Here is a 13,959-nt window from a genome sequence, read left to right as displayed (position 1 = left end):
AACGCTAAATTTAAGCGCTATAAATTCAAGAGCAATACAAGGAAACTGCCCCCATGGTGAATTATCTCTACGGCCTGCCGTCATTTCTTGCTTATCTAGTGACAGCGATTCTACTACTTGCCGCCTTTATGTACTGCTACAGCCGTATTACTCCACACCACGAGTGGACACTGATTCGTGAAGGTAACGCAGCGGCGGCCTCCGCCTACGGTGGCTCTATTTTGGGCTTTACAATTCCGCTATACAGCGCGATGGCGCACTCGATCAACTTTATCGATTTTGTGCTCTGGGGTGTGGTGGCCTTTATCGTTCAGTTGGCTACCTTCTTCGCGGTGAAGCTGTTTCTGCGTAAACAGGGTGAAAGCCTCTCGCAGCATATCACCGAAGGCCATCAGGCCTACGGCATTTTGATGGCCAGCGTGGCCGTGGCAGTCGGCTTACTCAACGCCGCTTCGATGACTTGGTAACGACGACGTGGTAAAGGAGAGCCCGCATGTCTAAACACGATCACACCCCTCATTTGCCACGCCGCAAGCGCAGCGGGCGTTTGTCATTGGCGATGATGGGCGCCAGCGCCTTTGGTCTTACCGCCTGTGGCCAACCGCCCCAGGAAGAGCAAATCACCGATATAGAGTTCGATCAGCCGCGCAGTTTTCAAAGCGTCGAGGATTGCGTGGCGGAGAACGTCTATACCCGCAGCGCCTGCGAAGACGCCTACGAAGCCTCTCTGAAAGAGGTGCCACGCTATAGCACCCTTGAGGAGTGCGAAGCTGAAAATGGTCAAGGCGCTTGTACTGCCCCAACCGAAGAGCAGTCTCAAGCAGCTACAGGTAGCACCGGTGGCAGTTGGTTCATGCCCGCCATGATGGGCTATATGGTCGGCAGCATGATGTCCAATACCAACCGTGGACGCTCCTTCGAGCGGGTGTACCAGGAGCCGGTGTACCGCAACCGCCAGAATCAGGGCAACTGGAACACCGCCTCGAACCAGGCCACCCAGCGCGTCACCCAGCGTAACGAGGCGATGCGCAGCTCAGTGGTACAGAATCGCCAAGCCGCGTCTCAGCGCCGGGGCTTTGGCTCGCGCTCCTCCGCACGAGGTGGCTGGGGCTCCTGAGCCGCCAGCAAAGGTCACCATGCTGCGAATCGATATCCCTGAACGAAGCAACTGGAAAGCCCTCGCCCATGAGCTGGGCTTTCATTTTCATACCATCGACGGGGAGCCCTACTGGAAAGAGGACGCCTACTACCAGTTCACCCTAGAGCAGGTGGAGCGCGACATCGAAGCGCCTACCGAGGAAGTGCATGAGATGTGCATGGAGTTGGTCGATAAGGTCTGCCACTCCAATGCACTTATGCAGCGCTTGGCGCTACCTGAGCATATGTGGGACAGCATCCACAACTCCTGGAAGTCAGGTCAGCCGCACCTCTACGGGCGGATGGATTTCGCCTACTCCGGCGACGGCCCGGCAAAACTGCTGGAGCTCAATTACGACACCCCAACTTCGCTTTACGAAGCGGGCTTTTTTCAGTGGGTATGGCTTGAACAAGCCATCGCCCAGGGCATCCTGCCCCGCCACGCGGATCAGTACAATTCGATTCAGGAGCGCCTCATCAATGCCATGGCGCACCTTGGCGACCGCATTGACGCCCGTACGCTGTATTTCTCCTGCATTAAAGATAACGCCGAAGAGCGTGCCACCGTGCACTACTTGCAGGATGTAGCGGTGCAAGCGGGCCTCAAGGCGCCGTTTATCTATATGGAAGATATTGGCATCAATCCTGGCACTGAACACTTTGTCGACCTGGATAACCAGCCCATCCACGCCCTGTTCAAGCTCTACCCCTGGGAGGAGATGGCCGACGACGACTTCGGCGAGATTATCCCCCAGCTAAACACCCACTGGTTTGAGCCACCCTGGAAAGCGGTTCTCTCTAACAAGGGGATTTTGCCGCTGTTATGGGAACACTTTGAGGGCCACCCCAATCTACTACCGGCGTTTTTCGAGAATGCCAGTAGCCCACCGCTGCCTGCGGGCTGGGTGCGTAAACCGTTCTTCTCCCGAGAAGGCAGCAACGTAGAGCTGATCACCCCCGCCGGTCAACGCGAAGCGGTGGACGGCCCCTACACTGACAGCCCCTGGATTCGCCAGGCGTATCACCCCATGCCCCGCTTTGGTAACAACCATGCGCTAATCGGCAGTTGGGTAGTGGGCGACCGAGCCTGCGGTATGGGCATTCGCGAAGACGTCGGCCGCATTACCAAAGACTCCTCCTGCTTTGTCCCCCACGCGATCGTGTAAACGCAAGTACCAAAACACGCTTATCCACGCTAGACAGCCCTCACAAAAAAAGCTGAAATCGTTGCCACTACCCTAAGTAGAGTGGTAAGTATCACTCTACCTCTCACCCTGAGCGCTATTGAGCAGCGTCGTTAGGGCCACGTTTACTTTGGAGCAACGGCGAACATGATGGCGCGCTGGAAATCCCTACCTTTACGGCTTCGGCTATTTCTCTCCTTTGGGATCGTCTTAGCACTGGCAATGCTCCTGGCGCTCTATCTTCAAGCGCGCTCCCACAGCCAAGCACGGTTGGATAACCTGCTTAATCAAGAGCTACCAGCACAGGTCGAAGGGCTAGCCGCGCATATAAACCTTAACCTCAGCCAGGATCTTGCCATTTCCGAAAGCCTGGCCAATAGCTACTTTATTGAGCAGTGGGTTCGCGACGGTCTGCCCGAAGAGCGACAAAACGATATCGCCAGCTACTTAGCGCGCCTTATGGCGCAGTTAGATACCGAGCTGGTTTTTATCGCCGCCCAGTACCAGGGGCGGGGCTACTATTTCCAACTACGCAACGGTGAATTTCTTCAACGAACAATCCAGCCGCCCGGCAGCGAAGATGACTGGTACTACGATTTTACCGACAGCGACAACGCTTACGAGCTGAATTTAGATAGCGACACCTTTTCTCCCGATGATGCCTTTGTGTACGTCAATTACCGCAGCGCGGTCAATGCCGCCAATGGTCGACCGCTGGTAGTGGCTGGCGCAGGACTTGATCTCTCCCAAATGGCCAGCTTGATCGATGATTTTCGCCTAGGTGACACCGGTCACGCCTCGCTGCTCAGCGCTGAGGGAGAGCTGCTTGTTCGCAGCGGCGAAACTGCTGCGGAGCCTTTACCGGAGCAGGCCTCGCAGCGCCTTCTGCGTGATGAACAGCTTCAGGTACAAGAGATCGAGCGCGACGGCCAGACTCTGTTGATTAGCACACGCTGGCTACCCGAGCTGCAGCGCTATCTGATGGTTGAGGTCGATAAAGAGGCGTACCTGGCGTCTACCCGTGAGCGCTTCCTGGAGTCCAGCGGTATCGGCCTGCTCATTCTGCTCGTCGGCTTGCTGGTGCTCTACCCGCTGACCGGCAGCCTCATCCGCCCTCTGATTGATTTCCAGCGCCAGCTAAAAGACATCACCCACAGCCTGGATCTTTCGCGGCGCGTCAGCACCGACGACAAAGCCGAGCTTGGCGACTTGGCCAATCAAACCAACGAACTCCTTGAGCGCCTCTCCCGCGCTATTGCAGCGGTGGCCAAGAACGCACAAGCGCTAACTCAAGTTGCCGACCGGCTGGCACAAACGGCCGGGCTTTCCGGTGTGCACGGCAGCGATATTGACCATGAAGCGAGCCAAACCATGGCCGCCGCGGTGGAAGAGATGGCTTCTTCGGTGGCGGAAATCACCTCCACCATGGAGGAGCTCTCTACGTCATCGACCCAAATCGCCGACCACTCACAGTCGGTGGTCGACGTGGCTAACCAAACCCTGGAACGCAGCCGTAAAGGCAGTGCGGCCATGCAACTGCTACAGTCAAAGATGCAGGATATCCGCAGCGACAGCGAGCAGAGCCTGACCGAGATCATGACGCTGGGGGCAAAATCCAAGCAGATTAACAAGGTGATGGAGCTGATCAACACCCTGGCTGCCCAGACCAAGTTGATCGCTTTTAATGCCGCTTTGGAAGCCTCAAGCGCGGGAGAGTCGGGCCGACGTTTTTCGGTAGTCGCTAGCGAGATACGCCGCTTGGCTGACAGCGTGACCGACTCTACCCAAGAAATTGAAGCGCATACCGATGATATTCAGACGGCGATTAATCGCTTAGTGGTGGCTTCTGAAAAAGGCGCCTCCTCAATCGAGCAGGGCGTTGAAGCAAGCATGAGCACTGCCCAGGATCTGGAGGCGCTACTTAAGGCAGCGAGCCAAACCAGCAGCGCGGCCCAGCAGATATCGCTGTCTACACAGCAGCAAAAAACCGCCAGCAGTCAGGTGGTGATGGCGCTGCGCGATATCGATACGGCCAGTTCTCGCAACGCGCACTCGGTGCGCAGCATTACCGATATCAGCCAGGATATGATCCATATGTCGGCGGAGCTCAACGCGCTGGTGCAGGAGTTTACCCTAACAAATAATAACCGCTGATAAGGATACCGAATGAGTGCAATTCGGGTAGTCATTGCCGACGACAGCCAAGTAGCCCGCGACGTGCTACGCGATATCCTCAGCCGAGACGGTGATATTGAGATCGTGGGTGAAGCCACTAACGGCCGCGAAGCGGTGGCGCTGGCCAAACGCCTTGCACCGCAGCTGATCACCATGGATCTCAACATGCCGGTGATGGATGGCCTAAGCGCCATCGAAGAGATCATGTATCACAAAGGCGTGCCCATCCTGGTGGTCAGCGACCGCTCCGATGCGCAAACGGCCTATCAAGCCCTTGAAGTGGGTGCGCTGGAAGTCATGCCTAAACCCACGTTGGAAGGGGCTGACGCCGATCGCCTTTTGGAGCGTGTACGCCTGCTGGCCGGTGTCGCGGTGATCACTCGCCTAAGACGCCGCAGCATGACGCCAGCGCCGATCATCTCCCTGCCTACCCTACCCGCCACCCCACAAGGAGTGCCGCGCAACTTTCAACATGTGGTGGCGATCGCCTGCTCAACTGGCGGCCCACAAGCCTTAGTGCGGTTGTTGCGAACGCTGCCCACCGGATTCCCAGCGCCCATCGTCATCGCCCAGCACATCAGCCATGGGTTTATCGATGGCATGGCACAATGGCTGGCATCGCTGTGTGCTATGCCGGTGAGTGTTGGCCAAGAGGGCGAGCAGCTACGCCCTGGGCATATCTATTTGTCACCTTCCGAGCGTAATTTATGCGTGTCCCCCCGCCACCGTTTTCAGCTTCAATCCAGCCCTGAGACATTTCTATACCACCCCAGTTGCGATGTGCTGCTACAAAGCGTTGCGGAAGTCTATGGCCGTGATGCGATTGGCATCATTTTGACTGGCATGGGCCGTGATGGCGTGAATGGTATGCGGGCTATCTATCAGGCAGGCGGTACTACTTTCGCGCAAGATGAAGCCAGTTCAGTGATTTACGGCATGAACCAGGAAGCCGTTAAAGCCGGGGTCATACAGTATGAATTACCCCTTGATAGCCTTCCGGATCGGCTGCTGCGCGATGTGCGCGGCTATTTGGATAGCCGGCCGGGGCCCTTGGCATGAGCGCCTTTGCCCCTTTTAAGGCGCTGGTGCATCAACGCTGCGGCTTACACCTGGAAGGCTTGGCCGAAGCGCGGCTATTCCGGGCGATGGCCAGCTTACAAGCATCAACGGGGCTCACCGATACCGCTCAACTGCTCACACAATTAACCAGCGACGCTGCGCTATTCGATCAGTTCGTCAGCCAGTTAACGGTTAACGAAACCTATTTCTATCGCGAACCGGATGCCTTGAACTGGCTGGTCAACCGCTATTTGCCCAAGCGTTTAGCGGCCGGTGACCCGCCGCTATCCATCTTCAGCGCGGGCTGCTCCTCCGGCGAAGAACCCTATAGCGTGGCGATGATGCTGTTTGAGCGCTTTGGCGAGCGGGCCAAAGCACTATTTAACCTCACGGGTGGCGACCTGGATCATCAAGTGCTCGCCAAGGCGCGCCAAGCGGTTTATGGCGGCATGGCGTTTCGCGCGCTCTCTGCTGACTTCAAAGCGCGCTACTTCAGTCCCTACAAGGGGCGCTTTAAGCTTCACGAATCGTTGCGCCAGTGGGTAACCTTTTGCCCGTTTAACCTATTAAACGCTGCAGAGAGCAGCCCTGGCGGCCCCTTTGATGTGATTCTATTTCGCAATGTATCGATCTACTTTGATCAGCAGACACGGCGCCGCATTCATCAACAGCTTGGCCAGTTACTGGCGCCGAATGGCATTTTACTCTGCGGCGTCACCGAAACCATGGGCAATGATCTCGGCGTATTTGAACTGGTCGAAGCCGAAGGCGTCTTTTACTTTCGCCGTGCAGAGCCGCCCACGGCCGTGCCAACAGTTTCCCATCAACCCCCTCTACCCATGGGCGATAAGTCAGATGGCGGTATCGGCGATAGCGCGGGCAACGACCTAGAGCTAGCCAGTAGCGGCGCTTTAGCCCCCGCAGCGCCATCATGTGAACAGGCAACGGAGAAGGCACAAACGGACAGCATTAACCATCCGTTGCAAAACGCCCAGCGGTTGCTGAATCAAAATGCCTTTGACGACGCCGCTACGCTACTGGAGGCGTTGCTTAAGCAACAGCCGTGGTCGACCGATGCGCTGGTGCTGGCCGGGTTAGTCGCCCGTTGGCAGCAGCAGCCCCATCATGCCTACGACTATTTCAAGCGGGCCATTTACGTCGCCCCCGAGTGCTGGCCCGCGCATTTCTACTTAGCGGAGCTTTATCGCCAGGGCGAGCTGAGCGACGAGCCCCTACAGCGCAGGCAGCGCTATGCCGCAGTGGTGCGTTTACTGACCGCCGCGCCCACCTCCGATGGTGGGTTAGAGACGATCGCCCCGCCGCTACCACCAGGCGATGCACGCTTTCTTGCCGAACGTTATTTAGAGGCGGGCAACACCACACTGGTATCAACCAGTACCACACAGGGAGTGGGTTGATATGGCGTTGGATATTCGCCGCTTTATACAGCGCTTTGTGGAAGAAGCGGCCGACCACCTGCCCCGGCTGCGCGAAGGCATCAGCGCTCTGGAACAGGGCCATGCTGATCGCGAGCAGATCAACGAGCTGTTCCGCGCAGCGCATACGCTGAAAGGCTCGTCGCGGATGCTCAAGCTGGTGCCGATTACCGCGCTGGCGCATAGCACTGAAGAACTGCTCAGCGCGCTGCGCGATGGCACTCTAAGTGCAACGCCAGCGGTTACCAGCCTGCTCAGCCAGTCAGTTGACGGGCTGGCGGACTTGGTCAGCCGGCTAGCTGAAGGGGCGTCTGGTGATGACTTGCCCGCGGCTGATGAGGCACTGTGTAGTGCCCTTGAAAACGCTGCCCATGGTCAGGCTACCGCCCCGCCCAGCCCCCAAACTACGCTCGCGCCTTCCTCTGCGACCTCGATACCTCCCTCCTCCGCGGCGCTGGTGACCGAGAGCGAACTTCGCCTCAGCGATACTGTGCGGGTTCGCTTGGATCGACTGGACGATGTTATTCGTTTAATGGGCGAAGTGCTTTCCGGCCACCACCACTTACACACACTGGTTGATCAAGCCCGAGCGCTAAGCACCTCACTCCCTGCCGAGCAGCAGGCGCCCTTTCACGCCTTTCACCGTGATCTGAAAGATAGTGTTTTAAGCCACGACTCGCTGATGAGCGACCTACATGACCGGGCACTGCAAATGCGCATGCTGCCGCTAAGCGTGGTGTTTGATCCGCTCGCGCATATGTCCCGGGAACTGGCCCAGTCACTCGGCAAACAGGTCGACTGCCGCGTTCGAGGCAGCGAAATCGAGCTTGATCGTCAGATGATTGATCGCCTGTCTGATCCGCTGATTCACCTGCTGCGTAACGCTCTGGATCACGGCTTAGAGCCACCTGCCGAGCGCCAGGCCGCGGGTAAATCTCCCCGTGGACAGCTGGTGATTGAAGCCTGGCAGGACGCTGACTGGGTAGTCGTTGAGATGCACGATGACGGCGCAGGCATAGATCTTGATGTAGTGCGCCAGAAAGCGCTCACCAAGCAGTTGGTCAACGAAGAGCAGCTTAACGCCTTGAGCGAGCAGGAGACACTGGAGCTTATATTCCTGCCCGGCTTCTCTACCAAGAGCATGATTACCGACTTCTCTGGGCGCGGCGTGGGCATGGATGTGGTCAAGCGCACCGTGGTAGACGAGTTGAACGGCGACCTGCAGCTTGCCAGCGAGCGCGGCAGCGGTACGCGCTTTACTCTGCGTCTGCCGCTTTCGCTGGCGATGATGCGGGTACTACTGGTTCGCGTCGGCGACATCAACCTAGGGGTAACGGCGCCTTACGTATCAGAACTCGTAGAGTGCTCATCACACGCCTTCATTGATGCCGCCGGGCAGCGCACGCTGATTTTACGCAATGAATTTGTGCCGGTAGTATCGCTTGCCCAGTTACTTGGGCTCCCCGTCACGACTTCCGTGACGGATAAAACCCTACTGTTGGTCGTCCATCAACGGCACCAGAAGCTCGCCCTGATTATTGATTCTCTGATTGATGAGCACGATATGGTCATCAAGCCACTACCTGGGCATCTACGTTATTTACCCTTGGTCTCAGGCATGGTTTCCATGGGCCGCAATGCGCTGGTAAGCCTGCTCCACGTACCCGCTTTACTGGAAACCACCCGGCACAACGTCCAGCGCTCTAGCCATGAGCGCCCCTCACCCACGCAGGCAAAACGCATTTTGGTGGTCGACGACTCACTGAATACCCGTGAAATAGAAAAAGACGTACTCGAAGCATGGGGCTATCACGTCACCCTGGCCGAAAATGGTCGCGATGGCTTAGCCAAAGCGCTGGCGGAGCCGTTTGATGCGGTACTGACCGACGTTGAAATGCCGGTGATGGATGGCTTTGCGCTGACTACCCGACTGCGCGAAAATGAGGCTTATCGTTACCGGCCAATTATTATTATCACCTCGCGGGAAAAAGAGGCTGATCGGCGACGCGGGATTGAGGTCGGTGCCGACGCCTATATTGTCAAAGGTAGTTTTGACCAAAACAATTTAGTAGAGACGCTCCAGGCCCTACTGGGCTAACGGTGAGCGTTACTGACACCACCATTAATGCCACACCAACCATGAGGTCATGGAATGCATATCCTGGTCGTAGACGACGATCCGCTTGCCGGAGAAATGACGGCGGCACTGCTTGAGTCTCAGGGCCATAGCACCTTACTGGCCTTTGATGCCATGGAGGCCGTCGAGCAGTTAGACGCGCATAGCGATATCAAACTGATCGTCAGCGATATGCATATGCCTCTTGTCAGCGGATTAGCGCTGTTAGAGATGTTGCGCGAACAGGATAATCATCTGCCGTTCATTTTACTCACCGGCGACACCCCGGATGCAACGCTACGGCAGACCCCAGGCCTGAACGCCTGTTTGCGTAAAGATGCCGAACTGGCTGATAACCTGGAAACCACCGTGAAACAGGCACTGGCACTCAACGGCTAAGCAACACTGGATGTGATGGAATGGATTAATAATGGAATGGATCGCCGCTTTCGATCACTTACGTAGGTAGTTTGATGTCTAAGCCCGCCCCTACGCTACACGATAAGCTAAATCAGCTACGTGAGCGTTTTATTGAGCAGCTTCCGTCCCGCTTAGCGCAAACCGCCGAGCTGTGGCAGCAAAGCCGTACGACGAGCGAAGAACAGGCGCGACTCGCACCGGAGCTGCACCGCTTCTTTCATAGTTTGAAAGGAACCGGGAGGTCGCTGGGATTTGAGCGGCTTGCCCTGCTGGCGGATCAAGCGGAGGAGGCGCTCAACGCCTCCCCCGCCCGTGACGATATCGATACGTTTATCAGCCAACTGCTGCTCCATCTGGGTCGCGAACAGCAGCACCTACGCTCCCATCACGGCCAACAGCAAGCGCTAGCAGCCGTCAACAGCTTCGAGCTTACCAGCCAAGTGGAGCCGCTGCGTAATAAGCGCCAGCGGTTAATTTACCTGTGCGACGATGAGCCCGAGCAGGTCGATCAGTTGATCCATCACTTGCGCTGCTTTGGTCATGAAGTCGTTCAGTTCATCGATACTGAGACATTCTTTAACACCGTGCTTACTCGTCGCCCTGATGCGGTGATCATGGATGTGCGGTTCCCCCAGGGCCAAACCGCCGGGACTGAAACCCTGACCAGCTTGAACAAGTTGACCGGTCAAGCGCTACCCGCCATCGTCTTATCGGCCCACAGCGATTTTCACTCGCGCCTAAGTGCCGTGCGTGCAGGCTGCGGTGGTTACTTCACCAAGCCGGTAAAACCGCTGGATCTGATGTTAGCCGTGGATGAACTCACTGCACCTGCGGTGGAAGAGCCGTTGAAGGTGTTAGTGGTGGATGATGAGCCCGAAGCGGCTGCCTACCACGCTTTGCTGCTTGAAGAGGGCGGTATGAGTGTTCACCAAGTGCATCATCCCGCCGATGCGCTCACGGCAATGGAGCGCTTTAGCCCCGATTTAGTGCTGGTCGATGTGTATATGCCGGTGTGTTCGGGGGAAGAGCTGGCGACGATTATTCGTCAACAGCCGGAATACCTGGGGCTACCGATTATCTATCTCTCCAGTGAAACCGACAGTCAAAAGCAGATTACCGCCATGTCTGCAGGCGTTGAAGCTTTTCTTACCAAACCCGTGCAGCCTGAAGAGCTCGTCTCTGCCGTGCGTCTGCGCGCCGAACGCCTGCGCCTGCTGCGCTCATTGATGACCCGCGACAGCATGACCGGGCTGTATAACCACAGCACCACCACCGAGCTGATCAATAAAACCCTCGCTCAGGCCCACCGTGATAATAGCCAGCATGCCATGGCGATGATCGATATCGATCACTTTAAAGAGGTTAACGACACCCACGGTCACTTGGCGGGTGATCAGGTGATCATTACCTTGGCAAGGCTGCTCAAAAGCCGTCTGCGGCTTTCCGATATTATTGGCCGCTATGGCGGTGAAGAGTTTGTCGTGCTGCTGAAAGGCATTAATGCCGAAAAAGCGGCCACGTTAATCAATAGCCTGCGCGAGGATTTTGCGCTGGTTGACTTTCACGCCGGTGACGTCCGCTTTCGCTGCACTTTCAGCGTGGGTATCAGCAGTTTCCCCGCACTGCCCTCCACCGAGTCGCTGCGTTTAAGCGCCGACCAAGCGCTCTACCGCGCCAAAAACCAAGGGCGCAATCAAGTAGTGATATCGACGGAGTTAGCCGATGAGCGCTGAATACCCCCGGGACAACCCAGCGAATGACCCGCCGTTCGCCACTCAGACCTTGGAAGAGGCATTAGCAACCCACGGCGATACGGAGACAGTCGTCGATGTCGATGAGCCCACCCAGCAGCTAGTGCTCTTCCGGCTCAATGGTCAACGTTTTGCGCTGCCCGGCAGCGCGGTGAGTGAAATTCTACCCAGTGATCAGCCCGTCTATTACGTCCCCGGGCTCCCCAACTCTACCGAAGGTGTGCTTCACTTACGCGGTAAAATCGAGTCCGTCATTAGCCTGCACCATCTCCTGGGTTTACCTTCACCGGAAGGCGCTTCCAAGGGGATGATATTATTAGTTCGTGCTGCGGGAATTACGAGCGGCGTACGTATCGAGCAGCTTGACGATGTCTGCGAGGTCGCCCAGAGCATGCTGCAAGCTCCCCCCGAAACGCTGCCCGGCACGTTGCGCCCTTATGTCAGCGCGCTGTGGCAGATGGATGAGCGCCAGGCGCTTGCCCTGCTTGATCCAGAGGCGCTGTTCGACGCCTACCAACAGGGGCTGGGGTAAGGTGCCCCAACATCGCGACCCGCATGAACAAGCCCAGGTTGCCCTGGTACTGTTTCACGTCGGGCCTTACCGTGCTGCTCTGGAAGCACGCCATGTGCTCGCCATGACCGATCACCCTACGGCATTGCGCACGGCCAATGCTCAATCGCTGCTCTACGCCGGTAGCGACCCTGAGTCCCCGCCTAGTCGTTGGCTCACTCTGCGCGACGCTCAAACAGTCAGTGACAACGGCGGCACTTGGCAACTGGGCGTAAGCGGTGATTTTACGCTTCAGCAACTGCCGGCTAACACACTTTACCCGCTGCCTAAATTGCTGTTTCCCCGACGTTTTTCAACCGCACTCTGCGGCTTCACCTTCGACCAACAGCAGCTAGTGCTGCTACTCGACGCGCGCAAGCTTAGCCCTTAACTTTCTCCAGCGCCTGCTCTTAGCCAGCCAACCATAAACAGCTGATTTTATCGCCTTCGACAATTTCGCTATTGGCCGGAATCACCGCAAAAGCGTCGGCGTTGATACAGGAGGAGAGCACGCCGGAATTCTGGTCATCAAAAGCCGTTGCCGTCACTCCGTTGGGCGTGAATTGGAGCGTTACACGCATATAGTGTTCCCGGGGCCCGGTGGAGGTGGCAAACCCAGCGTGGGCAGTAAGCGTGGGCAATGTTTTTAAAACCGGACAGCCAAGCATTGCGCCCAGCAAGGGGCGTAAAAACAGCCAAGCACCGACAAACCCCGAGACCGGATTGCCGGGCAAGCCCACAAACCGCGCCTGGCTGCCATCATCGCGAGGCAGACGGCCCAGCGCTAGCGGCTTACCAGGACGGATCGCCAACTTCCACATATCGAGCTGGCCAATCGCTTCCAGCGCGGCTTTGACATGATCCTCTTCGCCGACGCTCACGCCGCCGGTGGTCACCACTAAATCCGCCTCAGCCGCGGCTGCCGTTAACAGTGCCACCGTGCGGTCGTAATCATCCGGTACGCTAATGGTGCTCACCACGTCGGCGCCAAAGTTCTCTAGCAGCCGTTTAAGCATTGGTCGGTTGGAGTTGTAGAGCTGCCCCGGTTTTAACGGCGTGCCCGGATCGATGATCTCATCACCCGTGGAGAGCAGCGCTACCCGAGGCCGACGGCGCACGCTAACCTGGGTAATCCCCTGGCCTGCCAAGTGTCCAAGGGCTGCGGCTTCGAGCCGTTCCCCAGCTTCGAGCAGCACAGAGCCGCTCTTCACGTCGCGCCCCTGACGGCGGACATTGTCCCCTGCCGGAATATCGGCAGGTAACAGCGCTTGTTCACCGTCAACTTCTACCCGCTCCTGCATGACTACGCAGTCGGCGCCGGGCGGAATCTCGCCGCCGGTAAAAATACGCGCGCAGCTACCGGGCGCAAGCGAAACAGCAGGAGTGCCCGCAGCAATACGCTGGCTTACCGGCAGCCACTGACCGGCATCAGAGGCGCGCAAGGCGTAGCCGTCCATCGCGCTGTTATCGAACGGCGGTACATCCAACTGGGCAGTGACGGCTTCGGCCAACACACGCCCAGCAGCGGCTGCCAGCGGAACGCTCTCTGCACTTACTGGGTTTACGTCGGCCAGCAGCGCCTCAAGCGCGGCTGATATCGGCTGCAAATCAACCATGCTGCCCCCGGCCTGGGATGACCAGGTTGGCGAAGTTGCAGGGTTTGTGGCGGCTATCCAACTGCTCGGCCAGAATGCCGTCCCAGCCGGTGCGGCAGGCGCCTGTTGAGCCTGGCAGGCAGAACACTACCGTGGCGTTGGCTAGGCCGCCAAGGCAGCGGCTTTGAATGGTCGAGCTGCCGATCTCTTCACCGCTTAGCTGGCGAAAGCGTTCGCCAAAGCCTTCGATGCGCTTATCCAGCAGCACAGCAATAGCTTCAGGCGTGGAGTCGCGGCCAGTAAAGCCAGTGCCGCCGGTGGTAATAACCACCTGCACATCCGTATCGGCGATCCAGTTGGCTACCACCGCACGAATGCGATAGACATCATCTGGCACGATGCGCTTTTCAACCAGCGTGTGCCCAGCGCTGGTCAAGCGCTCGACTAATGCTTGGCCACTGCGATCCGTCTCTTCAGTGCGGGTATCGGAGACCGTGAGGACAGCTATGTTGAGGGGCACCATTGGCTCACTCATC

The 13,959-nt window shown here is 57.5% G+C and carries 13 protein-coding genes; 11 read left to right on the top strand and 2 right to left on the bottom strand.

Features of this window, described 5'->3' with window-relative positions; genetic code table 11:
- Window positions 1-53: 53 nt before the first annotated feature.
- The 11 genes from QT231_RS04610 to QT231_RS04560 all read left to right on the top strand — a co-directional run bounded on the left by QT231_RS04610 (window position 54) and on the right by QT231_RS04560 (window position 12,219).
- Complete coding sequence (locus QT231_RS04610) at window positions 54-467, top strand: DUF350 domain-containing protein (protein ID WP_308335751.1); 414 nt, start codon at window positions 54-56, stop codon at window positions 465-467.
- Window positions 468-493: 26 nt separating this feature from the next.
- Window positions 494-1,117 carry a DUF1190 domain-containing protein gene (locus QT231_RS04605; protein ID WP_308335750.1) on the top strand — a complete coding sequence of 208 codons (624 nt, stop codon included), beginning with the start codon at window positions 494-496 and terminating at the stop codon, window positions 1,115-1,117.
- 19 nt (window positions 1,118-1,136) lie between these two features.
- Window positions 1,137-2,303 (top strand): glutathionylspermidine synthase family protein, encoded by a 1,167-nt coding sequence (locus QT231_RS04600; protein ID WP_308335749.1) that lies wholly within the window; start codon window positions 1,137-1,139, stop codon window positions 2,301-2,303.
- A 165-nt stretch (window positions 2,304-2,468) separates the two neighbouring features.
- A complete protein-coding gene (locus QT231_RS04595) occupies window positions 2,469-4,475 on the top strand; it encodes a methyl-accepting chemotaxis protein (protein ID WP_308335748.1) in 2,007 nt (668 codons plus the stop codon).
- Window positions 4,476-4,487: 12 nt separating this feature from the next.
- Window positions 4,488-5,555 carry a chemotaxis-specific protein-glutamate methyltransferase CheB gene (gene cheB, locus QT231_RS04590; protein WP_308335747.1) on the top strand — a complete coding sequence of 356 codons (1,068 nt, stop codon included), beginning with the start codon at window positions 4,488-4,490 and terminating at the stop codon, window positions 5,553-5,555.
- Window positions 5,552-6,973, top strand: coding sequence for a CheR family methyltransferase (locus QT231_RS04585; RefSeq protein ID WP_308335746.1), 1,422 nt, complete (start codon window positions 5,552-5,554; stop codon window positions 6,971-6,973). The genes cheB and QT231_RS04585 overlap by 4 nt, the downstream gene beginning before the upstream one ends.
- Before the next feature lies 1 nt (window position 6,974).
- Window positions 6,975-9,089, top strand: coding sequence for a hybrid sensor histidine kinase/response regulator (locus QT231_RS04580; RefSeq protein ID WP_308335745.1), 2,115 nt, complete (start codon window positions 6,975-6,977; stop codon window positions 9,087-9,089).
- Between the two features lie 54 nt (window positions 9,090-9,143).
- Window positions 9,144-9,506 (top strand): response regulator, encoded by a 363-nt coding sequence (locus QT231_RS04575; RefSeq protein WP_308335744.1) that lies wholly within the window; start codon window positions 9,144-9,146, stop codon window positions 9,504-9,506.
- A 74-nt stretch (window positions 9,507-9,580) separates the two neighbouring features.
- Window positions 9,581-11,260: a diguanylate cyclase gene (locus QT231_RS04570; RefSeq protein ID WP_308335743.1), complete on the top strand. Its 1,680-nt coding sequence runs from the start codon at window positions 9,581-9,583 to the stop codon at window positions 11,258-11,260.
- A complete protein-coding gene (locus QT231_RS04565) occupies window positions 11,250-11,810 on the top strand; it encodes a chemotaxis protein CheW (protein ID WP_308335742.1) in 561 nt (186 codons plus the stop codon). The genes QT231_RS04570 and QT231_RS04565 overlap by 11 nt, the downstream gene beginning before the upstream one ends.
- Window position 11,811: 1 nt before the next feature.
- Window positions 11,812-12,219 carry a hypothetical protein gene (locus QT231_RS04560; RefSeq protein WP_308335741.1) on the top strand — a complete coding sequence of 136 codons (408 nt, stop codon included), beginning with the start codon at window positions 11,812-11,814 and terminating at the stop codon, window positions 12,217-12,219.
- Window positions 12,220-12,238: 19 nt separating this feature from the next.
- On the opposite strand, the gene glp is transcribed toward QT231_RS04560, so the two are convergent.
- Window positions 12,239-13,444: a gephyrin-like molybdotransferase Glp gene (gene glp / locus QT231_RS04555; protein ID WP_308335740.1), complete on the bottom strand. Its 1,206-nt coding sequence runs from the start codon at window positions 13,442-13,444 to the stop codon at window positions 12,239-12,241.
- Entirely contained in the window at window positions 13,437-13,958 is a 522-nt protein-coding gene (gene moaB, locus QT231_RS04550) for a molybdenum cofactor biosynthesis protein B (protein WP_308335739.1), read from the bottom strand. Before moaB ends, glp begins: the two co-directional genes overlap by 8 nt.
- Window position 13,959: the final 1 nt, after the last annotated feature.

It is taken from the genome of Halomonas sp. SpR1 (assembly GCF_031010175.1).
GTDB lineage: Bacteria > Pseudomonadota > Gammaproteobacteria > Pseudomonadales > Halomonadaceae > Vreelandella.
Note: the sequence above shows the minus strand (reverse complement) of the source record. Positions and strands in the feature narration are given on the sequence as shown.

What these genes read in the sequence shown, in the direction of transcription:
- QT231_RS04570 (WP_308335743.1), top strand. Translation starts at nt 9,581, where the DNA reads ATGTCTAAGCCCGCCCCTACGCTACACGATAAGCTAAATCAGCTACGT.
- QT231_RS04565 (WP_308335742.1), top strand. Translation starts at nt 11,250, where the DNA reads ATGAGCGCTGAATACCCCCGGGACAACCCAGCGAATGACCCGCCGTTC.
- QT231_RS04575 (WP_308335744.1), top strand. Translation starts at nt 9,144, where the DNA reads ATGCATATCCTGGTCGTAGACGACGATCCGCTTGCCGGAGAAATGACG.
- QT231_RS04600 (WP_308335749.1), top strand. Translation starts at nt 1,137, where the DNA reads ATGCTGCGAATCGATATCCCTGAACGAAGCAACTGGAAAGCCCTCGCC.
- glp (WP_308335740.1), bottom strand. Translation starts at nt 13,444, where the DNA reads ATGGTTGATTTGCAGCCGATATCAGCCGCGCTTGAGGCGCTGCTGGCC.
- QT231_RS04605 (WP_308335750.1), top strand. Translation starts at nt 494, where the DNA reads ATGTCTAAACACGATCACACCCCTCATTTGCCACGCCGCAAGCGCAGC.
- QT231_RS04595 (WP_308335748.1), top strand. Translation starts at nt 2,469, where the DNA reads ATGATGGCGCGCTGGAAATCCCTACCTTTACGGCTTCGGCTATTTCTC.
- QT231_RS04585 (WP_308335746.1), top strand. Translation starts at nt 5,552, where the DNA reads ATGAGCGCCTTTGCCCCTTTTAAGGCGCTGGTGCATCAACGCTGCGGC.
- QT231_RS04580 (WP_308335745.1), top strand. Translation starts at nt 6,975, where the DNA reads ATGGCGTTGGATATTCGCCGCTTTATACAGCGCTTTGTGGAAGAAGCG.
- moaB (WP_308335739.1), bottom strand. Translation starts at nt 13,958, where the DNA reads ATGAGTGAGCCAATGGTGCCCCTCAACATAGCTGTCCTCACGGTCTCC.
- QT231_RS04610 (WP_308335751.1), top strand. Translation starts at nt 54, where the DNA reads ATGGTGAATTATCTCTACGGCCTGCCGTCATTTCTTGCTTATCTAGTG.
- cheB (WP_308335747.1), top strand. Translation starts at nt 4,488, where the DNA reads ATGAGTGCAATTCGGGTAGTCATTGCCGACGACAGCCAAGTAGCCCGC.